24 protein-coding genes are annotated in these 22,080 nt (G+C 59.0%); 14 read left to right on the top strand and 10 right to left on the bottom strand.

Annotation, left to right across the window (positions count from 1 at the left end):
- Positions 1–19 precede the first annotated feature (19 nt).
- Together EQV97_RS02485 and EQV97_RS02480 are read left to right on the top strand one after the other, a co-directional pair.
- Positions 20–1,315, top strand: a complete 1,296-nt coding sequence (locus tag EQV97_RS02485; protein WP_122840596.1) for an MFS transporter — start codon at positions 20–22, stop codon at positions 1,313–1,315.
- Positions 1,316–1,328: 13 nt separating this feature from the next.
- Positions 1,329–2,306 (top strand): D-glycerate dehydrogenase, encoded by a 978-nt coding sequence (locus EQV97_RS02480; RefSeq protein ID WP_122840597.1) that lies wholly within the window; start codon positions 1,329–1,331, stop codon positions 2,304–2,306.
- Between the two features lie 73 nt (positions 2,307–2,379).
- On the opposite strand, the gene EQV97_RS02475 is transcribed toward EQV97_RS02480, so the two are convergent.
- Positions 2,380–3,567, bottom strand: a complete 1,188-nt coding sequence (locus tag EQV97_RS02475) for an aminotransferase class I/II-fold pyridoxal phosphate-dependent enzyme (protein WP_225570045.1) — start codon at positions 3,565–3,567, stop codon at positions 2,380–2,382.
- A gap of 157 nt (positions 3,568–3,724) precedes the next feature.
- Here EQV97_RS02475 and rarD point away from each other — a divergent pair, with 157 nt between their 5' ends.
- Positions 3,725–4,606 (top strand): EamA family transporter RarD, encoded by an 882-nt coding sequence (rarD, locus tag EQV97_RS02470; RefSeq protein WP_045058321.1) that lies wholly within the window; start codon positions 3,725–3,727, stop codon positions 4,604–4,606.
- 48 nt (positions 4,607–4,654) lie between these two features.
- On the opposite strand, the gene hppD is transcribed toward rarD, so the two are convergent.
- The gene (gene hppD / locus EQV97_RS02465; RefSeq protein ID WP_122840599.1) at positions 4,655–5,731 is read right to left on the bottom strand and encodes a 4-hydroxyphenylpyruvate dioxygenase; all 1,077 of its coding nucleotides are present in this window, start codon (positions 5,729–5,731) and stop codon (positions 4,655–4,657) included.
- A gap of 407 nt (positions 5,732–6,138) precedes the next feature.
- On the opposite strand from hppD, the gene EQV97_RS02460 reads away from it, so the two are divergent.
- Together EQV97_RS02460 and EQV97_RS02455 are read left to right on the top strand one after the other, a co-directional pair.
- The gene (locus EQV97_RS02460) at positions 6,139–7,674 is read left to right on the top strand and encodes an EAL domain-containing protein (protein ID WP_240888309.1); all 1,536 of its coding nucleotides are present in this window, start codon (positions 6,139–6,141) and stop codon (positions 7,672–7,674) included.
- 229 nt (positions 7,675–7,903) lie between these two features.
- The gene (locus EQV97_RS02455; protein WP_240888308.1) at positions 7,904–8,269 is read left to right on the top strand and encodes a histone-like nucleoid-structuring protein, MvaT/MvaU family; all 366 of its coding nucleotides are present in this window, start codon (positions 7,904–7,906) and stop codon (positions 8,267–8,269) included.
- A gap of 197 nt (positions 8,270–8,466) precedes the next feature.
- Here EQV97_RS02455 and EQV97_RS02450 read toward each other — a convergent pair whose 3' ends face one another.
- A complete protein-coding gene (locus tag EQV97_RS02450) occupies positions 8,467–8,979 on the bottom strand; it encodes a DUF4946 domain-containing protein (protein WP_122840601.1) in 513 nt (170 codons plus the stop codon).
- A 145-nt stretch (positions 8,980–9,124) separates the two neighbouring features.
- On the opposite strand from EQV97_RS02450, the gene gloA reads away from it, so the two are divergent.
- Complete coding sequence (gene gloA, locus EQV97_RS02445; protein WP_225570042.1) at positions 9,125–9,646, top strand: lactoylglutathione lyase; 522 nt, start codon at positions 9,125–9,127, stop codon at positions 9,644–9,646.
- 80 nt (positions 9,647–9,726) lie between these two features.
- Here the strand turns inward: gloA and ahpF are convergent, their stop codons facing one another.
- The 3 genes from ahpF to EQV97_RS02430 all read right to left on the bottom strand — a co-directional run bounded on the left by ahpF (position 9,727) and on the right by EQV97_RS02430 (position 13,067).
- Positions 9,727–11,289 (bottom strand): alkyl hydroperoxide reductase subunit F, encoded by a 1,563-nt coding sequence (gene ahpF / locus EQV97_RS02440; protein WP_122840603.1) that lies wholly within the window; start codon positions 11,287–11,289, stop codon positions 9,727–9,729.
- A 137-nt stretch (positions 11,290–11,426) separates the two neighbouring features.
- Positions 11,427–11,990: an alkyl hydroperoxide reductase subunit C gene (gene ahpC / locus EQV97_RS02435; RefSeq protein ID WP_240888307.1), complete on the bottom strand. Its 564-nt coding sequence runs from the start codon at positions 11,988–11,990 to the stop codon at positions 11,427–11,429.
- Between the two features lie 138 nt (positions 11,991–12,128).
- A complete protein-coding gene (locus EQV97_RS02430) occupies positions 12,129–13,067 on the bottom strand; it encodes a site-specific integrase (protein WP_240888306.1) in 939 nt (312 codons plus the stop codon).
- Positions 13,068–13,387: 320 nt separating this feature from the next.
- Between EQV97_RS02430 and EQV97_RS02425 the strand changes: the two genes are divergently transcribed.
- Positions 13,388–14,398, top strand: coding sequence for a DNA-binding protein (locus EQV97_RS02425; protein WP_240888305.1), 1,011 nt, complete (start codon positions 13,388–13,390; stop codon positions 14,396–14,398).
- Here the strand turns inward: EQV97_RS02425 and gorA are convergent.
- Together gorA and galU are read right to left on the bottom strand one after the other, a co-directional pair.
- Entirely contained in the window at positions 14,395–15,753 is a 1,359-nt protein-coding gene (gene gorA, locus EQV97_RS02420; RefSeq protein ID WP_225570039.1) for a glutathione-disulfide reductase, read from the bottom strand. The genes EQV97_RS02425 and gorA overlap by 4 nt on opposite strands.
- Before the next feature lie 129 nt (positions 15,754–15,882).
- Positions 15,883–16,722, bottom strand: a complete 840-nt coding sequence (galU, locus tag EQV97_RS02415) for a UTP--glucose-1-phosphate uridylyltransferase GalU (RefSeq protein WP_010460715.1) — start codon at positions 16,720–16,722, stop codon at positions 15,883–15,885.
- A 280-nt stretch (positions 16,723–17,002) separates the two neighbouring features.
- Between galU and EQV97_RS02410 the strand changes: the two genes are divergently transcribed.
- Positions 17,003–17,194, top strand: coding sequence for a hypothetical protein (locus tag EQV97_RS02410; protein WP_045058310.1), 192 nt, complete (start codon positions 17,003–17,005; stop codon positions 17,192–17,194).
- A gap of 150 nt (positions 17,195–17,344) precedes the next feature.
- Positions 17,345–17,626: a lipoprotein gene (locus EQV97_RS02405; RefSeq protein ID WP_045058309.1), complete on the top strand. Its 282-nt coding sequence runs from the start codon at positions 17,345–17,347 to the stop codon at positions 17,624–17,626.
- Between the two features lie 11 nt (positions 17,627–17,637).
- Here the strand turns inward: EQV97_RS02405 and EQV97_RS02400 are convergent, their stop codons facing one another.
- Positions 17,638–17,868 carry a hypothetical protein gene (locus tag EQV97_RS02400; protein WP_045058308.1) on the bottom strand — a complete coding sequence of 77 codons (231 nt, stop codon included), beginning with the start codon at positions 17,866–17,868 and terminating at the stop codon, positions 17,638–17,640.
- A gap of 72 nt (positions 17,869–17,940) precedes the next feature.
- Positions 17,941–18,297 carry a hypothetical protein gene (locus tag EQV97_RS02395; protein WP_122840607.1) on the bottom strand — a complete coding sequence of 119 codons (357 nt, stop codon included), beginning with the start codon at positions 18,295–18,297 and terminating at the stop codon, positions 17,941–17,943.
- A 210-nt stretch (positions 18,298–18,507) separates the two neighbouring features.
- On the opposite strand from EQV97_RS02395, the gene EQV97_RS02390 reads away from it, so the two are divergent.
- The 5 genes from EQV97_RS02390 to EQV97_RS02370 all read left to right on the top strand — a co-directional run bounded on the left by EQV97_RS02390 (position 18,508) and on the right by EQV97_RS02370 (position 22,074).
- Positions 18,508–18,810, top strand: coding sequence for a DUF1883 domain-containing protein (locus EQV97_RS02390; RefSeq protein WP_045058306.1), 303 nt, complete (start codon positions 18,508–18,510; stop codon positions 18,808–18,810).
- A gap of 35 nt (positions 18,811–18,845) precedes the next feature.
- Positions 18,846–19,016, top strand: a complete 171-nt coding sequence (locus EQV97_RS02385; protein ID WP_163019503.1) for a hypothetical protein — start codon at positions 18,846–18,848, stop codon at positions 19,014–19,016.
- Positions 19,017–19,065: 49 nt separating this feature from the next.
- The gene (gene alkB, locus EQV97_RS02380) at positions 19,066–19,731 is read left to right on the top strand and encodes a DNA oxidative demethylase AlkB (protein ID WP_240888304.1); all 666 of its coding nucleotides are present in this window, start codon (positions 19,066–19,068) and stop codon (positions 19,729–19,731) included.
- A gap of 87 nt (positions 19,732–19,818) precedes the next feature.
- Positions 19,819–20,919 (top strand): bifunctional DNA-binding transcriptional regulator/O6-methylguanine-DNA methyltransferase Ada, encoded by a 1,101-nt coding sequence (gene ada, locus EQV97_RS02375; RefSeq protein ID WP_122840609.1) that lies wholly within the window; start codon positions 19,819–19,821, stop codon positions 20,917–20,919.
- Positions 20,920–21,012: 93 nt separating this feature from the next.
- A complete protein-coding gene (locus tag EQV97_RS02370; RefSeq protein ID WP_240888303.1) occupies positions 21,013–22,074 on the top strand; it encodes a nitronate monooxygenase in 1,062 nt (353 codons plus the stop codon).
- Positions 22,075–22,080 lie beyond the last annotated feature (6 nt).

Raw genomic sequence — 22,080 nt, 5'->3', positions numbered from 1 at the left:
CAAGCTCAGGAGCACCACCATGAAAACCGCAACCCTCGCCACCCGCCGCTGGTGGTACATCATGCCCATCGTGTTCATCACCTACAGCCTGGCGTACCTGGATCGCGCCAACTACGGCTTCGCCGCCGCCTCCGGCATGGCCGCCGACTTGATGATTACCCCGGGCCTGTCCTCCCTGCTCGGCGCCCTGTTCTTCCTCGGCTACTTTTTCTTCCAGGTACCGGGGGCGATCTATGCGCAGAAACACAGCGTGAAGAAACTGATTTTCGTCAGCCTGATCCTCTGGGGCAGCCTGGCAACCCTGACCGGAATCGTCTCCAATGCCTATTGGTTGATCGTCATCCGCTTCATGCTCGGCGTAGTCGAGGCCGCGGTGATGCCGGCGATGCTGATCTACCTGTGCCACTGGTTCACCCGCGCCGAACGCTCGCGGGCCAACACCTTCCTGATCCTCGGCAACCCGGTGACCATGCTGTGGATGTCGGTGGTCTCAGGCTATCTGGTACAGCACTACAGCTGGCGCTGGATGTTCATCATCGAAGGCTTGCCTGCGGTGCTGTGGGCGTTCATCTGGTGGCGCCTGGCCGACGATCGTCCGGCCCAGGCCAAATGGCTCAGTGACCAGGAAAAACATGACCTGGAAAGCGCCTTGGCGGCCGAACAGGTCGGCATCAAGGCGGTGAAAAACTATGCCGAAGCCTTTCGCTCGCCAAGGGTAATCATCCTCGCGTTGCAGTTCTTCTGCTGGAGCATCGGCGTCTATGGCTTCGTGTTGTGGCTGCCGTCAATCCTCAAGGCCGGTGCACAAATGGACATGGTCGAAGCGGGCTGGCTGTCGGCGCTGCCCTACCTGGCCGCCGTCATCGGCATGTTGCTGGTGTCCTGGGCCTCGGACAAACTGCAAAAACGTAAACGCTTCGTCTGGCCACCACTGCTGATCGCCTCGTTCGCTTTCTATGGCTCCTACGCCCTGGGCGCCGAACATTTCTGGTGGTCCTACACCCTGCTGGTGATTGCGGGTGCCTGCATGTACGCGCCTTACGGACCATTCTTCGCGATCATCCCGGAAATCCTCCCGGCTAACGTGGCGGGCGGCGCCATGGCGCTGATCAACAGCATGGGCGCCCTTGGTTCGTTCGGCGGTTCCTACCTGGTCGGCTATCTGAACAGTTCCACGGGTTCGCCCGGCGCGTCTTACTTGTTGATGAGCGGCGCGCTGATGCTCTCGGTGGTGCTGACTATTTTCCTCAAGCCCGGCGCCAGTGACCGGGAGCGGCCCACGGTCGCATTAACCCGCACCGCCGCACATTCCTGACTGGATGACGACAATGAAAAAGCAGGTTGTTCTATACAAGAAACTCTCGGCGCCGCTGATGGCTCGTTTGCACGAACAAGCCGAAGTGACGCTGATCGAAAGTCTCGACGCCGATGGCCTCGCCCGATTGCGCGATGCCCTGCCCCGAGCCCACGGTTTGCTCGGTGCCAGCCTGAAGCTGGATGCCGAGTTGCTGGATCTGGCGCCCGACCTTGAAGCCATCGCCAGCGTCTCGGTGGGCGTCGACAACTACGACATCGACTACCTGACCCAGCGACGCATCCTGCTGAGCAACACGCCAGACGTGCTTACCGAAACCACCGCCGATACCGGTTTTGCGTTGATTCTGGCGACCGCCAGACGTGTAGTCGAACTGGCGAACATGGTTCGAGCAGGCCAGTGGAGTCGTAACCTCGGCCCCGCGCATTTTGGCAGCGACGTGCACGGCAAAACCCTGGGCATCATCGGTATGGGCCGCATCGGCGAGGCACTGGCCCAGCGTGGGCATTGCGGTTTCGGCATGCCGGTGATCTACCACAGCCACTCGCCGAAACCGGCGGTAGAGCAGCGTTTCAATGCGCAATACCGCAGCCTGGGCGAGCTGTTGCAAGAGGCGGACTTCATCTGCCTGACGCTACCGCTGACGGCTGAAACCGAGCGACTGATCGGCGCCGAGGAATTTGCCCAGATGCGCCCGCAAAGCATCTTCATCAACATCTCCCGAGGCAAGGTCGTGGATGAAGCGGCGTTGATCGAGGCATTGAGTTCGGGGCGGATTCGCGCGGCGGGGCTGGATGTGTTCGAGCGTGAGCCGCTGAACCTCGACTCGCCGTTGTTGCAGATGGATAACGTGGTGGCAACGCCGCACATGGGCTCGGCGACCCATGAGACACGGGAGGCGATGGCTCGTTGTGCGGTGGATAATCTGTTGGCCGCCCTGGCGGGTGAGCGGCCGGCCAATCTGGTGAATCCTTCGGTCTGGAAAGATTAAGATCAAACGATCGCAGCCTGCGGCAGCTCCTACGGTAACGTACATCCGAGCTGCTGGAGGCAGCGATCCTTTATTAGGCTCGACGCGCTTCCAGAAGGTCCATTGCACACAGCGCAATCCTTCGACAGGCATCCGCCAGTTTGCGCTGGTCCACCACCAACCCGATGCGGATATGCCCCGCCGCGCTCGGCCCGAACGCCTCGCCCGCCAGCACCGATACGCCATACCCCTCCAGCAGCCGCTCGGCGAAATGCTGGGCGGACAGCCCGGTCTGGCGCACGTCGACCATCACGAACATTCCGCCATCGGGCTGAATGGCCCGGATACCCGGGCATTGGTTCAGGCTCGTACACACCAGGTCGCGGCGCTGACGATATTCATCGCGCATCAGTGCCACCTCCGGAAGGTCTTCATCCAGCGCCCGTTGCGCCGCCTTTTGCACGAACTCCGGAATGCCAAACAGCATGCTCAACGAGAGATGCTCCAGATGATCGTTCAAGCGTTTGGGGCCGATCACCCAACCCACTCGCCAGCCGGTCATGGCGTGGGACTTGGACAGGCTGCCGATGGTCGCTGTACGCTCGGCCATGCCCGGCAGACTGGCCGGGCTGATATGTTCACCCTCGTACAGCAGATCACCGTAGACCTCGTCGCTGATCAACCAAAGGTCGTGTCGCACACACAGCAACGCCAGCTCCTGCCAGATCATCAGCGACAAACTGGCGCCGGAGGGGTTGTTCGGGCTGTTGAGTAAAAGCGCCCGGGTCCTGGGGGTGATACGGGCTGCCACGTCGGCAGGATCAACCCGAAAGCCGTTCTCTGGACGCACCGCCACCGGCATCACCTTGGCCCCGCACGCGCCGAACACCCCTTCATACGTCACGTACATCGGCTCGGCGACGATCACTTCGTCGCCTGGATCAAGCAGGCATTGCGCGACCGAGTACACCGCGCATTGCGCGCCGGGCATCACGATCACATGGTCGGCGTCCACCACCTGCCCACTTCGACGCCGATGACGCTGGGCAATGCTGTCTCGCAAACCCCGACTGCCCCGCACCTGAGAGTAGTGGGTGTCGCCCGCCAGCAAGCTATCAATAGCGGCCTGGACGATGGGCCGGGGTGTATCGAAATCCGGGTCGCCAACCGACAGCAGCAGTACGTCGACGCCCTCTTCGCGCATTTGCAGCGCGCGATTATGAATCTGCCAGGCCGCGGCGCCTTCACCGGCGATGCGTTGGGTCAAGCCTGAATAGCGCATGTATTTCTCCAATCGCGCGAGTTCCTGAGTCAACCCTATCTCAAATCGCGCTACGCGCCAGTACCGTGGTGAAATCGACGATCGGGGCAGGCAACAGAAATCCTGAAAACCACGTATCCTTCATACCCCGTTACACCTTCACTGCCGCGAGGACACGTTGTCTAAAGGTATCGCTCTATCGGTCACGGCCTCGGTGCTGTTTGCCGTCATGTATTACTACACCTCGCTGCTCACCCCCTTGAGCGGCGTGGAGATTTTTGGCTGGCGGATGCTGCTGACCGTACCGTGCATGACTGTGTACATGGTGGTGTCCGGGGAGTGGAAGCGGGTGGTCGAGCTGGTGCGACGACTTATCGCCAAGCCGAAACTTATTGCCGGCCTGGTCGCCTCCTCTGCCCTGCTCGGCGTGCAGCTGTGGCTGTTCATGTGGGCGCCGCTCAACGGCTACAGCCTTGATGTTTCGCTGGGGTACTTCCTGTTGCCGCTGACCATGGTGCTCACTGGAAGAATCGCCTTTGGCGAACGCCTGTCCTATCTGCAAAAAGTCGCGGTGGTGTTCGCCTGCCTCGGGGTCATCAACGAGCTGTACCAGGTGGGTGGTTTTTCCTGGGCGACCCTGCTCGTGTGCGTTGGTTATCCGACATTTTTTGTCCTGCGCAAGCGCTTGAAATCAGACAACCTGGGCGGCCTGTGGCTGGACATGGCGTTGACCCTGCCGGTGGCATTCTGGTTTGTGCAGAGTGGCGATCAGGGCTTTGCGGTGTTTGATCAGTACCCGTGGTTGTCGCTGCTGATTCCGCTGCTTGGGGTTATCAGCGCGTCGGCGCTGGTGGTTTACATCATCGCCAGCCGGTTGTTGCCGTTCAGCTTGTTCGGGCTGCTCAGTTATGTTGAGCCGGTGCTGTTGCTGGGGGTGGCGTTGCTGCTGGGGGAAAGCATCAAGGAGGGGGAATGGCTGACCTACATACCGATCTGGCTGGCAGTGGTGGTGTTGATGTTTGAGGGGTTCAAGCATTTGATGCGGCAGCGGCGGCCTTGAAAGCAAAAGATCGCAGCCTTCGGCAGCGATCTCTTGTCCTGAACCAAATCAGTCAGTGGACAGCACGCCACGACGAACCTGATCACGCTCGATCGATTCGAACAGCGCTTTGAAGTTACCCTCGCCAAACCCATCATCGCCTTTACGCTGGATGAATTCGAAGAACACCGGACCCATCAGGGTTTCCGAGAAGATCTGCAGCAGCAGGCGCTTGTCGCCGGACTCCGACGAACCATCGAGCAGGATCCCGCGCATTTGCAGTTCATTAACCGGCTCGCCATGGTTCGGCAGACGGCCTTCCAGCATCTCGTAATAAGTTTCAGGCGGCGCGGTCATGAAGCGCATGCCAATCTTCTTCAGGCGGTCCCAGGTGTCGATCAGGTTGTCGCTGAGGAAGGCCACGTGCTGGATGCCTTCGCCGTTGAACTGCATCAGGAATTCTTCGATCTGCCCGGCGCCCTTGGACGACTCTTCGTTCAACGGAATGCGGATCATGCCGTCCGGTGCGGTCATGGCCTTGGAGGTCAGGCCAGTGTATTCACCCTTGATATCGAAGTAGCGAATCTCGCGGAAGTTGAACAGCTTCTCGTAGAAATTCGCCCAGTACGCCATGCGGCCGCGATACACGTTGTGGGTCAGGTGATCGATGATCTTCAGGCCCGCGCCTTCTGGATTACGGTCCACGCCTTCGATGAACACGAAGTCGATGTCGTAGATCGAACTGCCCTCGCCGAAACGGTCGATCAGGTACAGCGGCGCGCCGCCGATACCTTTGATGGCCGGCAGGTGCAGCTCCATCGGGCCGGTCTCGATGTGGATCGGCTGGGCGCCAAGTTCCAGGGCGCGCTTGTAGGCCTTCTGCGAATCCTTGACGCGAAACGCCATGCCGCACACCGACGGGCCGTGTTCGGCCGCAAAGTACGAGGCTACGCTGTTGGGTTCATTGTTGAGGATCAGGTTGATTGCGCCCTGGCGATACAGGTGCACGTCCTTGGAACGGTGGGTCGCCACCTTGGTGAAGCCCATGATCTCAAAGATCGGCTCCAGGGTGTTTGGGGTCGGCGATGCGAATTCGATGAATTCAAAGCCCATCAGGCCCATTGGGTTTTCGTATAAATCTGCCATGGTCGGCGCCTCATCATGCTTTTCAGAATTAACAAATGTCAGTTGCTGGCGATGCTGAGGTCGGCGGGCGGCGCGCAGGAGATACCTCTCACGCTGCGCGCGAGGAAGTCACCATAGATCAGTTGAAACCCAAATATCTTCATTGTCGACCCAAGGCTAAGACGGGCGAGGCTTCTGCTGCCAGAAGACGATTATTCTTGTATGCGTAACCCGATTCTACACAGCGTAACCATATTTGTCCGCCCTGTGTATCAAATCCCTGTTCAACGCCGCTGTGCAAGGGGGCATCGGCCCGGGCAGACTGGCAAAAGGCCGACTATCATGGCCGCTGCCTGCCTCTTTTGGTGGGCCTGTGATGGTCCTGCCAGCCGTTGACAGCCCTATCCCGTCACCCGGGCTTACAAAAAATGCCATTAAGCGCCAAGACCCGCCGCAAACGCAGCTCCCGGATTGTCGTGACCCTGCTCAGCGCACTGCTGCCCATCGTGCTGGGTGGCGTCATTCTTTACCTGCAAGCGCAGCGCGCTCTGGAACAGGGTTCGCGCCTGACCGCCGAAGAAGCCGTCCTCCAGTTCGACCTGATGCTCGAAAACACCGCCCAGGCCGCAGAAAACCTGCTGCCGCTGGCGGGGCAACCCTGTGTAGACGTCAATCTTGCCCTGCGCGAACAAGTCACACGCCGCCCCTTTGTGCGCGCGACAAACCTGTTGTGGGACGACACCATTTATTGCAGCTCGCTGTTCGGTGAAACCCACGAAAAAATAGCACCGGGTGATTATAGCCACGGGCAGCTACTGCTGATGAAGGGCAACCGGGTGACGCCTGACACCGCTTTGCTGGTGTATCGACTCAGCAAAGGTAAACAGGGGGCGATGAGCACCCTGGACGGTTACCACCTGAGCAATATCCTGCGCCTGATCGGGCGCAAGACCATCATTTTGTTGCAAGTAGGTGCGGACTGGCTGGATGCCGACGGGCAGATCCACGAAGGCCCCCTGCCCGTCCTGCCCGTGGCGCAAATCACCCTGGACTCGCAGCGTTATGCCTTTCATGTGACTGCCGGTTTCCCCGAAGGCGAGACCTGGCGCTACATCAGCAGCGAGTACCCTCCGCTGTTCAGCCTGCTGATATTTTTCGGCGTGATGTCCGGGCTGATCGGGCACATCCTGCAGAAGCGCTCGACGTCGCCAAGTGTCGAGATGCAACGGGCGCTGGAAGCCAGGGAGTTTGTTCCGTACTTCCAGCCGGTCGTGTCGGGGGACAGTAAACAGTGGTCTGGCGCCGAAGTGCTGATGCGCTGGAACCATCCGAAAGAAGGCCTGGTGCGGCCGGACCTGTTCATCCCCTTTGCCGAGCACTCCGGGCTGATCGTGCCCATGACCCGCTCGCTGATGCAGCAAACCGCCGAACTGCTGGCGCCCATCGCCAGCTCATTCGAGCAACCCTTGCGCATCAGCGTCAACATCACCGCCCGTCACTGCAGGGACCTGCAACTGATCAACGATTGCCGCACATTCCTTAGCCATTTCACCCAGGGCTCAGTCTGCCTGGTGCTGGAACTGACGGAGCGAGAACTGATCGAGCCCACTGATAACACTCACAGGCTGTTCGAACAACTGCATGAACTGGGGGTGAAGATCGCCATCGATGACTTCGGTACCGGCCATTCAAGCCTCGGCTACCTGCGCCAGTTCAACGTAGATTTCCTCAAGATCGATCAAAGTTTCGTCGCGATGATCGGCGCCGACGTGTTGTCCCGGCACATCCTCGACAGCATCATCGAGCTCTCGGTAAAGCTGAATCTGGACATCGTTGCAGAAGGTGTGGAAACCGAAGAGCAGAGTGATTATCTGACTGCACGTGGGGTCGGCTTCCTGCAGGGTTATCTGTTTGCGCGACCCATGCCGGGCGCGCAGTTCATTCACGCATTAACAGGGCGTTAACTTATCGACTCAAACGACGTACTAATAACGCCGCCTGTGAACACTTCGACAGGTGGAGTTGTTAAATGTAAAAAAGTCATGATTTACTCTTTTCGTATTAACCACTACACTTTTTACTGTTCACACAAAGATGCGCCAGCGAGCCCTTAGCACTGAAACGCTTCAAAGCGCCTGGCTTATAGCTTTATTTACGGCTGGCATCAATCACACAACTATTGGAGTGAAGATATTGTCCAGACTTGCTGAATTTCGTGCAGCTGAAAAGGCCCTTCAAGAGCAGCTCAAGCAGCTGGAAACCTTGAAGAACGACGCCGGACTCAAGAAGGAAATGGAATTCGAAGAGAAGCTCCAGGGGCTGATGAAAACCTATGGCAAGAGCCTGCGGGATGTGATCGCCATTCTCGATCCGAACCCGGCAAAATCGGGCCTGCAGGTGGCGTCTGCGCCGAAAACCCGGCGCGCTCGCGTGGTCAAGGCCTACCACAACCCGCACACTGGTGAACTGATTGAAACCAAGGGCGGCAACCACCGCGGCCTGAAATCATGGAAGGAACAGTACGGGGCGTCTACGGTCGAGTCATGGCTTCGCGGCTAAGATCCTCGTAGGAGGGAGCTTGCTCGCGAAGAACCCAGAGACAGCGCGCTTAGTCAGGCCTTACGCGTTATCGTTTACGTTTTTCGCGAGCAAGCTCGCTCTTTCAGTGTTACTGCCAACGCAGAGCTTTTTTACGGTTAGATACTTACTTTATGCTTAATTCTTTAGAGCTGTCCTACTCCAATTTTTAGTCACCACTAAAGTTTCAAACTGTTACGAGCGGCAGCTATCTCGTCCTGACTAGCCTTGTACGCTTCGGCTTGTCCGGCGTAAGAAAGTACATAGGCGTTATCCGCGTCCACGGCCGCGACCAATGTCTGAGAGAGCACGTGCCGTCCGTTCTGGGTAATGGTGCAAGTTGTCTCCAGCGCCTGCAAATTACTCAAGCGTGCTTCGTGGATCTTGTTGCAAACACTTTGATACCCGCCCTGGAAAAAGTCCTTTTGCAGCGACTTGCGCATCTCCAGCAACACGCCCTGCAGATTGACCTGATGCCCGGGTTCCACTGGGGTCATGGTCAATTCCATCACCAGCACGGGAGTACCGCCCACATCGTTTTTTACTGCACGTTGGCGCGACACTTTCGATGCAGCGTCTGCCTGGGGCACGGCTTCCACTTCCCAGCCACTGGGCCAGGTGATCAGCGCCGGTTCAGCATGGGCGGCGGTGATTACCGACAGCAGGCTTATCAGTAAACAGAATCGAATCATCGCAAGGTCGTACTCAAAGGCTGAGTCAGCAAGTCTGGGCCCACCCCGCCCGTCAGGCAATAGCGGACGCTTTGGGTTTGGTGATGTCGGATCCCTTGCGTATCATTGCTGCCATTCGATAGCCCATTTACTGACCGGAGGGCCCATGAGCCTGCACGAATTGAACACCTTCCCCGGTGTCACTGCCCAACCTGACACAGCCACGCAGAAGTTCGTCTTCAACCACACCATGCTGCGGGTCAAGGACATCACCAAGTCACTGGATTTCTACACGCGAATCCTCGGTTTCTCACTGGTGGAAAAACGCGATTTTCCGGAGGCGGAATTCAGCCTGTACTTCCTGGCGCTGGTCGACAAAGACCAGATCCCGGCTGACGCTGCTGCGCGCACCGAATGGATGAAGTCGATTCCAGGCATCCTGGAACTGACCCATAACCACGGCACGGAGAATGATCCGGCGTTTGCTTACCACAATGGCAACACCGACCCGCGGGGTTTTGGTCATATCTGCATCTCGGTCCCGGACATCGTCGCCGCCTGCGAGCGCTTTGAGGCACTGGGCTGCGACTTCCAGAAGCGCCTGACCGATGGCCGCATGAAAAGCCTGGCCTTCATCAAGGATCCGGACGCTTACTGGGTCGAAATCATCCAGCCAGCTCCAATGTAAACCAAACCACATTTGGCTCGTCCAAAACGCAAAAACCCCATGATCGCTCATGGGGTTTTTGTGTTTTCAGCCCTCGGCGTTTATGCCGGGGCCGAGGTGCGGATCAGGTGATCGAATGCGCTCAAGGAAGCCTTCGCGCCCTCGCCTACCGCAATCACGATCTGCTTGTACGGCACAGTGGTCACGTCGCCGGCAGCGAACACGCCTGGCATCGACGTCTCACCGCGAGCATCAACGACGATCTCGCCGCGGGGCGACAACTCGATGGTGCCCTTGAGCCAATCGGTGTTGGGCAACAAACCGATCTGCACGAAGATACCTTCCAGCTCGACGGTGCGAAGTTCATCTGACTTGCGATCCTTGTACCGCAGCCCATTAACCTTTTGTCCGTCGCCGGTCACCTCGGTGGTTTGCGCACTGGTGATGACTGTTACGTTCGGCAAACTGTGCAACTTTCGCTGCAAGACCGCATCGGCACGCAACTGTACGTCGAACTCCAGCAAGGTCACGTGGGACACGATCCCGGCCAGGTCGATGGCCGCTTCGACGCCCGAGTTGCCGCCGCCGATCACCGCCACGCGCTTGCCCTTGAACAGCGGGCCGTCGCAGTGTGGGCAGTACGCCACGCCTTTGTTGCGGTACTGCTGTTCGCCAGGGACGTTCATCTCACGCCACCGCGCACCGGTCGCCAGGATCACGGTCCTGGCTTTCAAGGTGGCGCCGCTGGCGAAGTGGATCTGGTGCAACTCACCCTCCTTGCCCGGCACCAGTTTGTCGGCACGCTGCAGGTTCATGATGTCGACGTCGTATTGCTTGACGTGCTCTTCCAGGGCCACGGCCAGCTTGGGCCCTTCGGTTTCCTGCACGGAGATGAAGTTTTCGATGGCCATGGTGTCCAGCACCTGGCCGCCAAAACGCTCGGCCGCGACGCCGGTGCGAATGCCTTTGCGGGCAGCGTAGATCGCGGCCGACGCACCGGCCGGGCCACCGCCGACGACCAACACGTCAAAGGCTTCCTTGCCGCTGATTTTCTCGGCTTGACGTTCGATGCCGCTGGTGTCGATCTTGGCAAGGATCTCTTCCAGGCCCATGCGGCCCTGACCGAAGTTGACCCCGTTGAGGTAGATGCTCGGCACGGCCATGATCTGACGCTCATCGACTTCAGCCTGGAACAGCGCGCCGTCGATCGCCACGTGGCGAATATTCGGGTTCAGCACCGCCATCAGGTTCAGCGCCTGGACCACGTCCGGGCAGTTCTGGCAGGACAGCGAGAAGTAGGTCTCGAAACTGAACTCGCCTTTGAGCGAACGGATCTGTTCGATCACTTCCACACTGGCTTTCGAAGGGTGACCGCCGACTTGCAGCAAGGCCAGCACCAACGAGGTGAATTCGTGGCCCATCGGGATGCCGGCGAAACGCAGGCTGATATCGGCACCTGGGCGATTGATCGAGAACGATGGTTTGCGTGCATCGTCACCGTTATCGAGCAAGGTAATCTGGTTGGAAAGACTGGCAACGTCTTTCAGTAACGCGAGCATTTCCTGGGATTTCGCACCGTCGTCGAGGGAAGCAACGATCTCGATCGGCTGGGTGACCCGTTCCAGGTATGACTTCAACTGGGCTTTAAGATTGGCGTCCAACATACGGGCGATTTCCTTTTTTCGAATTCATATAAAGCAGGCATAAAAAAACGCCCGAGCGAGTCTCGCCCGGGCGTTTTTAGTGGGCGGTTGCAGCTTACTGAGGTGCGGAAACCCGCCCTGATAGTGCTTTCACAGTCTTAGATCTTGCCGACCAGGTCCAGGGACGGAGCCAGGGTAGCCTCGCCTTCTTTCCACTTGGCTGGGCAAACCTGACCTGGGTGAGCAGCAACGTACTGAGCAGCCTTGATTTTGCGCAGCAGCTCGGAAGCGTCGCGGCCAACGCCGCCATCATTGAGTTCAACGATCTTGATCTGGCCTTCAGGGTTGATCACGAAGGTGCCACGGTCAGCCAGGCCAGCGTCTTCGATCAGCACGTCGAAGTTGCGGGAGATGGCATGGGTAGGGTCGCCGATCATGGTGTACTGGATCTTGCCAATGGCTGGCGAAGTGTTGTGCCAGGCAGCGTGGGCAAAGTGGGTGTCGGTCGACACGCTGTAGATTTCAACGCCCAGCTTCTCGAACGCTTCGTAGTTGTCGGCCAGGTCTTCCAGCTCGGTTGGGCAAACGAAGGTGAAGTCCGCCGGGTAGAAGAATACGACCGACCATTTGCCTTTCAGGTCAGCGTCCGAGACTTTTACGAAGTCGCCATTTTTGAAGGCGTCAGCTTTGAACGGTTTAACTTGGCTGTTGATGATAGGCATCGATGACTCTCCGTCAGGGGTTGAAAAGTTGATGAGATGAATCCTACCTATCCAATCCCTCGATGGCTCATTGGCAAAGCTCATGCTGCTGATTGGTTTTCGCTATTAGCCGACAGTATTAATAGAAGAAAACGGAATCTAGGGCGCCAGTGGCTTTTCGACCAGGCGGGTCATGCCGGGGAACGGACTGGCCTCGACGTAACGCATCGCCGATTTCACGTCTTTCCAGCCGACGTAACTCATCAGCGATTTCAGATCCCAGCCGCTTTGATGGGCCCAAGTGGCAAAACCCCGACGCAGGGAATGGCTGGTGTAGTGCTCGGCGGCGATGCCTGCGCGTTGTAACGCCTGGCGCAATAGAGGAATCACGCTGTTGGGGTGCAAGCCCTCCTTGCTCAGATGTCCCCAGCGGTCGATACCGCGGAACACCGGGCCCCGCACCAACGCGGCGGCGCTGATCCAGGCGATATAGGCCTGCACCGGGCACAGGCGCTGGAGCGCTGGCGTCTGGTAGGTCTTGCCGAGGTTGTCACGGTCACCCTTGCTGCGCGGCAAATACAGGCTGATTCCGGCACCGGCGCTGGCCTGGACGTGCTCGATCTGGACACGACATAACTCGTCACTGCGAAATCCTCGCCAGAATCCCAAGAGGATCAGCGCGGTGTCGCGCCTGGCGCGCAACAAGCCCGGTTGATCGTGTTCGGCCTGAGCGATCTGCGCCTCTCGTTCAAGCCAGGCAATCACCCGCTCCAGGTGCTGCAGCTGTAACGGCTCGGCCTGCTTTTCCTGTGCCGGGTGCAGTGCGCGGATGCCCTTGAACACCTTGCGCACCACCGGCGCCTTGGTGGGGTCGGCAAACCCCTGGCTGCTGTGCCACTGGGCCAGCGCCGACAAGCGCAGCTTCAAGGTGTTGATCGAAAGCACGCCGGCATGCGCCACCAGATAGCGCGCGACGCTGTCGGCGGTCGCGGGCAGGAAGCCGCCCCAGCTGACTTCGAAGTGCTCGATGGCGGCGCGGTAGCTGCGCCGGGTGTTGTCGCGGGTGGCGGCATTAAGGTAACGATCAAGCTCGCTCATGCGACCTGCCTTCTGGACGATCAAACCCGCTCATGGAACTTGCCTTCTGTAGACGCGAGCTTGCTCGCGATGGTCGTTAACGATGACGCGGGGGGGGGGGGGCAATTGGCCAGCGGTGCTTTGCAGTTTTTCGCGAGCGAGCTCGCTCCTACAGGGCGTTGTGTACGGATTTGGGGGCCGCTGACACCTGAGAAAGCATATCATACGGGATAATACCAATATATCCCATGTGAGGATTCAAGGATTTTCTCTGCTTATCTAATCATGGTACAATCTTATTTTTGTGGTATGTACCACAGTACGAAATCGTAGGAGAGCTCATGGCTCGCGGCGGCATTAACAAAGCAGTGGTTCAAACGGCACGCCTGGCAATCCTTGCCCGGGGCGAACACCCGAGCATTGACGCTGTACGCATAGAAATGGGCAATACCGGCTCAAAGACTACTATTCACCGATATTTGAAGGAGCTCGACGACGCTGGCGAGCCTGCAGATGCGACCAGCGAACCGATCGACGACGAGCTCGCCGGGCTGGTCGCCCGTCTCGCCCAACGGCTTAAGGAGCAGGCGCAGGAACCCATTGACCAGGCTCGCGCGCAGTTCGATCAGCAAAAAAAGGCGCTGGACGCACAGCTGGCCCAAGCGATGGAAGCCAACACCGAGCTGCAACAGCAATACGAAGTGCAAACACTGGCCCTGACCCAGGAATCGGACACGCTGCAGAGCACGCTCGCGTTATTGCAGACCGAGCAGACGCGCAACGCTGGACTCAACCAGGCGCTGGCAGATTTCGAATTGCGCTTGCAGGACAAGGATGAGCAGATTCGCTCTCTGGAAGAAAAGCACCTGCACGCCCGCGACGCGCTGGAGCACTATCGCAACGCGGTCAAGGAACAGCGTGAGCAGGAGCAGCGCCGCCATGAAGGGCAGGTGCAACAGATTCAGATGGAGCTGCGCCAGGCCCAGCAGAGCGCCTTGATACGCCAGGACGAAATCACGCAGCTGCATCGGGACAATGAACGCCTGCTGACGGAGAACCGTGGCACGCTGCGCGAGCTGAGCCTGTTGCAGGAACAGCTCAAGCACACCCATAACCGCCAGGATCAGTTGCTGGAGCAGGTCAACCGCATCGACAGCGAGCGCACCCTCCTCCAGGAACGCCTGCGCGCGGCGTTGCTGGAAAGCCAGTCGCTTAAACAGAGCGTTGAAGAGCAGTCGCAGCTCAACAAGGGATTGGAAGCAGAACTGCAGAAGACCCGGGCGAGCCTTGATGAAAGCATGCGCCTGGCGGCTGCCGTTGCGACAGCCCCAGACGCGGCAACAGCCGATTAACGATCGACCGGCGTACGCATGGTGACAAATTCTTCGGCGGCCGTCGGATGGACGCCGATGGTTTCGTCGAAGTCGCGCTTGGTCGCACCAGCCTTCAACGCGATCGCCAGGCCCTGAACGATTTCACCGGCGTCGGGGCCGACCATGTGACAACCCAGCACCTTGTCGGACTTCGCGTCGACCACCAGTTTCATCAGGGTGCGCTCCTGGCACTCGGTCAAGGTCAGCTTCATCGGGCGGAAACGGCTTTCGTAGATCACCACTTCATGCCCGGCGTCCCGCGCCTCTTCCTCGGTCAAGCCAACAGTGCCGATGTTCGGCAAGCTGAACACCGCGGTCGGGATCATTTTGTAATCCACTGGACGGTATTGCTCGGGCTTGAACAGGCGTCGCGCGACCGCCATGCCCTCAGCCAGCGCGACAGGCGTCAGCTGGACCCGACCGATGACGTCACCCAGCGCCAGGATCGACGGCTCGGCGGTCTGGTATTGCTCGTCAACTTCGACGAAGCCTTTCTGGTCGAGCTTGACGCCCGTGTTTTCCAGCCCAAGATTATCCAGCATCGGCCGGCGGCCCGTGGCGTAGAAAATGCAATCGGCTTCCAGCTCACGACCGTCCTTGAGGGTGGCCTTGAGACTGCCATCGGCCTGCTTGTCGATGCGCTCGATGTCGGCGTTGAACTGCAGGTCCATGCCGCGCTTGGTCAGCTCTTCCTGCAAATGCTTGCGCACCGCGCCGTCAAAGCCGCGCAGGAACAGATCACCGCGATACAGCAAGGTGGTGTCGGCGCCCAGGCCGTGGAAGATCCCGGCAAACTCGACGGCAATGTAGCCGCCACCGACTACCAGCACGCGCTTTGGCAGCTCTTTCAGGAAGAACGCCTGGTTGGAGCTGATGGCATGCTCGTGCCCTGGAATTTCCGGAACCTGCGGCCAGCCGCCGGTGGCGATCAGGATATTCTTCGCCGTGTGACGCTCGCCATTGATCTCGACCGTATGCGGATCAACGATCTTGGCATGCCCCTCGTGCAACGTCACACCGCTGTTGACCAGCAGATTGCGGTAGATGCCGTTGAGGCGATTGATCTCGCGGTCCTTGTTGGCAATCAGGGTCGCCCAGTCAAATTTCGCCTCGCCCAGTGTCCAGCCGAAACCGGACGACTGCTCGAAGTCCTCGGCAAAATGCGCGCCGTAGACCAGCAGCTTTTTCGGCACGCAGCCGACGTTCACACAAGTGCCACCCAGATAGCGACTCTCGGCCACGGCCACTTTCGCGCCAAAACCGGCAGCAAATCGAGCAGCCCGCACACCGCCAGAACCGGCGCCAATCACATAAAGGTCAAAATCGTAGGCCATCTTCAATCTCCTCGGCAGGTCAACAGCATACCTGCACACGCATGCTGGGCAAGTGCTGGGCGTTTATTTGGGGCCTGAAAAAGAAAAAGCCACCCGAAGGTGGCTTTTCATTACAAGCAGGCCTGGCTATCAGTAAGCCTTGCCAGTCTTGTAGAAGTTCTCGAAGCAGAAGTTAGTCGCGTCGATGTAGCCTTCGGCACCACCGCAGTCGAAACGCTTGCCTTTGAACTTGTAGGCCATCACGCAGCCGTTTTGTGCCTGTTTCATCAGGGCGTCGGTGATCTGGATTTCGCCACCCTTGCCTGGCTCGGTTTGTTCGATCAGGTCGAAGATGTCCGGAGTCAGGATGTAGCGACCGATGATCGCCAGGTTCGACGGCGCATCTTCAGGTTTTGGCTTTTCAACCATGCTATGAACGCGGTAGATGTCGTCGCGGATCATCTCACCGGCGATTACGCCGTATTTGTGAGTCTCTTGCGGATCAACTTCCTGGATGGCCACGATCGAGCAGCGGAACTGCTTGTACAGCTTGACCATCTGGGTCAGTACGCCGTCGCCTTCAAGGTTCACGCACAAGTCATCCGCCAGGACCACGGCGAAGGGTTCGTCACCGATGAGCGGACGGCCGGTCAGGATGGCGTGGCCCAGGCCTTTCATTTCGGTCTGGCGGGTGTAGGAGAACGAGCAGTTGTCGAGCAACTTGCGGATGCCGACCAGGTATTTTTCCTTGTCGGTGCCCTTGATCTGGTTTTCCAGCTCATAGCTGATGTCAAAGTGATCTTCCAGCGCGCGTTTGCCGCGGCCGGTCACGATGGAGATTTCGGTCAACCCAGCGTCCAGGGCTTCTTCAACGCCGTACTGGATCAGTGGCTTGTTTACCACCGGCAGCATTTCCTTGGGCATGGCTTTAGTCGCTGGCAGGAAGCGAGTACCGTAACCGGCTGCTGGGAACAAGCATTTCTTGATCATAAAAGTCCTTGTAAGGGCTGTGTGTACGAGTTTCGGCGCAGTCTAATCAGGCGGCGGGCACCTTACAATGCCCCGCACTGGCTAACCGATGCCATCATAGAGAAATATTCTGTCGGATAGTTCCCCAGAACAATTCGCCTCCTATAGATAGCAGAAAAGCTGGACGCCGTGCGCCGAGGGGAAAATCGGCGCGCAATCGCACCACCATACGCCCATCAGCACCCGGTGAGTGCATTTGGCGTTATCATTGCGCAATTGAACCAGCCAACGAGGCAGATACATGTCGGAAGCAAAAATAGTCAACGGTTACCAGATCAAGCAAGTCAAGCCTGGCGAATGGCGAGTAGCGGGTGCCAACGGTGAAGATGTCGGCGCCGGAGCCTTCCCGACAGAGGCGATGGCGATTGAGGTAGCATCGGTACTGGAGCTGGAACACGCCAGCACTGGCCGACGTGGCAAAGACAAGCGCTGATCAGTACCTGTCGCACCCAAGCCCTGACTCGCGCAGGGCTTTTTTTGCGGGCAGTTTTAGATAAGACGGTAATAAGTGGCCTTTGGCTATAACCTTTTGATGCCAGCGCTGTCACAGGCTTAGCCCCATCATCCTGACGACGACAACGACATGAATAAATTTTTGCCACTGATTGCAGTATTGGCCCTGAGCGGCTGCGCCACCTCTGAAACCACCTACCTCAACAACGGGGAACAAGGCCTGGCCATCGACTGTTCCGGAGAGGCCAATTCCTGGGCCACCTGCTATGAAAAAGCCGATGCCTCCTGCGCTGGCACCGGCTACCGGATCGTCGGCACCGACGGCACACCTTCGTTGAAGGAAAGCGACAAAACCCTTGGGGTGGACGTCGGCAACTTCAAAAACCGCAGTGTGGTGGTGGTCTGCAAGTAAGGCGCCCTGCCCTACATGTGGATTTCCGCAAACTTGATCCCGAGACCGCGAACGGTCTCGATCAGATCGTCGAGACGGCTGAAGGACTCGACTTCGTCGTTATCATCCACCAGAAAGTAACTGCGCCCGGCGCTCTTCTTGAAGAAAACGATCCACTCCCCCGAGTTCGCCGGATTCTGAATCACATGGGTGGCCGAAATACTCCCTTCGGCGTGACGTTCCCGTACTTGCTCTCGCTTCATGCTCGACTCCAGAAATGACAATGCCGCCAAAGCGTCGCTGAGGCGGCATCAGTGCTGACCGGCGGTATTCTATCAGCCGGAAATGCAGGCAGTTGCAGCGTCGCGCACATCCGTGGGGCGCAACGGCACATTGGAAATGCGCTCGTGCAGCTTGATGCTGCTGCCACTGGAACGGTCCTCGATATCAAATACGGCGGCCGGCCCCGAGGAAAACTTCTGCGGTACGATGACGCGCACGCCATCCTTGTGCGGCTCAACCTGCAAGGCGCCACGGCTGCTGGCAAGCTTTTCGGTCAGGCACTGCGCATATTCATGGGGTTTCTTGCCGGAGATCACGCTCATGGTCGGCAGCGTTTCATTGATCTCCGAGACACTTGCGCAACCACTGATCACCAACGCCAACGGCAGTAACCCTACACCCCACTTCATATAAAACCTCCGATAAAGACCCTCCGACAGCACAAATGCTGTTTTTCTCCGAGGCTGCCTGCATTAATCGCTGATGGATGTCCAAAATTCTGCATTTATTGCCAAAGTGGACCAAGGCGACCGGATAATAACCTGTTCGGGCTGATAAACTGCGGCAATTGCCCAGCTATCGTTTTGATTTTGTAGAAAAAGCCCTTCTGGAGGCGCCTCATGAAATTTATCCACCAGCGCGAGCACCTGAACGAAGACGACATCGTCGTCATTCAATGCTCGCAAACCTGCAACATCCGCTTGATGAACGACGCCAACTTCCGCAGCTTCAAGAATGGTGGTCGCCACACGTACCACGGCGGCGCGTTCGACACTTTTCCGGCGCGGATTACCGCACCGAGCACCGGTTTCTGGAACATCACAATCGACACGGTGACCAACCGGGCGATCAGCGTGACCCGCAAGCCGACCCTCACGCACTCGATCAAGATCATCCGCCGCTCCAGCTCGAAACTGAGCTGAGTGGCATTTCCACCTCCCGACTTGCAGGTATGACCGTGGCCCAGACGACCAAGTACGTCATCAAATACAAGCTCAACGGCGAACGCCGGTTCGAGTTCGCCCAGCTTGAAAACGGCACTGCCGAAGAAGCCAAGGCCGCGCTGGACGTGATTCACGGCCAGGGCGAAGATGTCATCAGCGAGATCAGCGTGAGCAAGGCACTGTAACGCCGACATCTTGCGAATCGCTGATCATCGTCTCGATGAGTGACCACCTATGAGCTCTTTCACCCTGGACCTGTTCGCCGATCACGAACCTGAGCAACCGCCAAAGCGCGAGCAGATTGCCGAGCAATCCTGGGTGCTGCGGGGTTTCGTCCTGCCCTGGCTTGAACGTTCGCTGCCGGAGCTGGATGCTGTCCTCGCGGCCGCGCCTTTTCGGCAAATGGTGACCCCAGGGGGCTTCACCATGTCGGCCGCGCTGAGCAGCTGCGGTACCTGGGGCTGGACCACCGACCGCAGTGGCTATCACTACACCCGCCACGATCCATCGAGCGGCAAGCCCTGGCCACCAATGCCCGAGGTGTTTCTCCACCTGGCCCAGGCAGCCGCCCTGGAAGCTGGATTTGCAGGCTTTGTCCCCGACTCCTGCCTGATCAACCGGTATGCCCCCGGTGCAAAAATGTCATTGCATCAGGACAAGGACGAGACGTCCATGGCAGCGCCAATCGTCTCGGTATCCCTGGGGTTGCCGGCGGTCTTCCTGTTTGGTGGATTCGAACGCGGTGACAAATGCCAGAGGGTGCCGCTGTTTCATGGCGATGTGGTGGTATGGGGCGGTGTCGATCGCTTGCGCTATCACGGGGTATTGCCTATCAAGGACGGCCAGCATCCACGGTTGGGGGAGCAGCGCATCAACTTCACCTTCCGGGCGGCGCGGTGAGCCTTTCGAGTTCAATCGCAAGCCGCGGAGTGTTGCGTAGCGCGCGACCCCCTAAGCTGGATCAAACCCTTCCATGCAGGTGAAGCCATGACCACTCCTTCGACGACTGGCGCCATCGAGGACGATCCCCGCTGGGCTGCCGTGGTTGCGCGCGATCCGCGCGCAGACGGGCAATTCGTCTATGCGGTGAAAACCACGGGGGTCTATTGCCGCCCCAGTAGCCTGGCGCGCTTGCCCAATCCAAAGAATGTGCAGTTCTTCGATACTGCCGAGCAAGCCCAGGCAGCAGGATATCGCCCAAGCAACAGGGCGGCGAAGGATCAAAGTGATCTCGCCGCGCAGCATGCCGCGACTGTAGCAGCGGCGTGCCGCCAAATAGAAACCGCCGAGCAAGTGCCGGTGCTCAATGATCTCGCCTCGGCAGCAGGCATGAGCAGCTTTCACTTCCATCGGGTGTTCAAGGCGATCACTGGCCTGACCCCCAAGGGTTACGCCTGCGCCCATCGCGCGCGCAAGATGCGCCAGCGCCTGGGCGATGGCGGCTCGGTCACTGAGGCGCTCTACGACGCCGGATTTAACTCCAATAGCCGCTTCTACGCAGCGGCGGATAATGTACTGGGCATGAAACCGACCGATTACCGCGCCGCCGGCCAGAACAACGACATTCTTTTTGCCGTGGGCCAGTGCTCACTCGGCGCGATCCTCGTGGCGCAAAGCGAGCGCGGGGTGTGCGCGATCCTGCTGGGGGACGACCCGCATCAGTTGGTCTGCGATCTGCAGGATCGGTTTCGTCAGGCCAATCTGCTGGGGGCTGATCAGGCCTTCGAGCAATTGATTGCCAAGGTCGTCGGCTTCATCGAAGCCCCGGCCCTGGGCCTGGATTTGCCCCTGGATGTGCGCGGAACGGCGTTTCAGGAGCGGGTATGGCAGGCGCTGCGGGATATTCCGCCGGGTAGCACCGCCAGTTATGCTGAAATTGCCCGGCAGATCGGCGCCCCGAAAGCTTTCCGGGCGGTAGCGCAGGCGTGTGGCGCAAATCATCTGGCAGTGGCGATTCCTTGTCATCGCGTGGTGCGCAGTGACGGCGACCTGTCGGGGTATCGGTGGGGTGTGGAGCGCAAGCGAGAGTTGCTGGAGCGCGAAGCACGCCCCGATACGGCTGTTGGACGTGAGACTTGTTTGAAATGAGCGCTGCGGCCGCACTGGCCTTGGCGCCGCGATTGCTGGTACAAATCCAGCCCGACTGCCCCTGCCCTGCCTACCTGCCGGAGAGCCCCCAAAATGAGTCAATGGCCAGATACCCGCATTCTTGACCTGCTTGGCATCGAGCTGCCGATCATCCAGGCGCCCATGGCTGGCGCGACGGGTGCGGCCATGGTGATCGCGGCGAGCAACGCCGGAGGCCTGGGGTCCATGCCCGCAGCCCTGTTGAGCACCGACCAACTGCGCGAAGAACTGAAGGTCATTCGCGCGCAGACCCAACGCCCGATCAACGTGAATTTTTTCTGCCATCAACCGCCCGTGGCCGACGAACAAGGTGCCCGGGACTGGAAGAATCTGCTGGAGCCTTATTACAGCGAACTGGGCGTGGATTTCGATGCGCCGACGCCGGTGTCCAATCGCTCGCCGTTTGATAACGCCACCTGCGAAGTCGTAGAGGCACTGCGACCGCAAGTGGTGAGCTTTCATTTTGGCCTGCCGGAAAAGTCACTGCTCGACCGCGTCAAGGCGACCGGCGCAAAAGTGCTGTCGTCCGCTACTACGGTCGAAGAAGCGATCTGGCTGGAGCAGCACGGTTGCGACGCGATCATTGCCATGGGCAATGAAGCGGGGGGGCATCGAGGCATGTTCCTCAGCGACGACCTGAGTAGCCAGGTGGGTACATTCGCCCTTGTGCCGCAGATAGTCGATGCCGTGAAAATCCCGGTGATTGCCGCAGGCGGCATCAGTGACGCCCGTGGCGTGGCGGCTGCGTTCATGCTGGGAGCGAGCGCGGTGCAGGTCGGTACCGCCTACCTGTTCACCCCGGAAGCCAAGGTCAGCGCCTCTCATCACAAGGCGCTGCGCACCGCCAGGGAAAGTGACACGGCCGTGACCAATCTTTTCACCGGCCGCCCGGCACGGGGCATTCTCAATCGAGTGATGCGCGAGCTGGGGCCAATGAGTGACAAGGCCCCGGCCTTTCCGCTTGCCGGGGGCGCGTTGTTGCCACTGCGTGCCAAGGGAGAAGCCGACTTCAGTAACTTCTGGGCAGGGCAGGCGTTTCCCCTCGGGAAGGAGCTGAGCACGGCAGAACTGACCCGCAAACTGGCAGAGGAAGGGTTGGCGAAGCTGATCCACTAGACCTGA

It is taken from the genome of Pseudomonas sp. TMW22090 (assembly GCF_022496665.1).
In the GTDB taxonomy this organism is placed as follows: domain Bacteria; phylum Pseudomonadota; class Gammaproteobacteria; order Pseudomonadales; family Pseudomonadaceae; genus Aquipseudomonas; species Aquipseudomonas gregormendelii.
The sequence above is the reverse complement of the archived record's forward strand: the minus strand, read 5'-3'. Positions and strand labels throughout refer to the sequence as shown.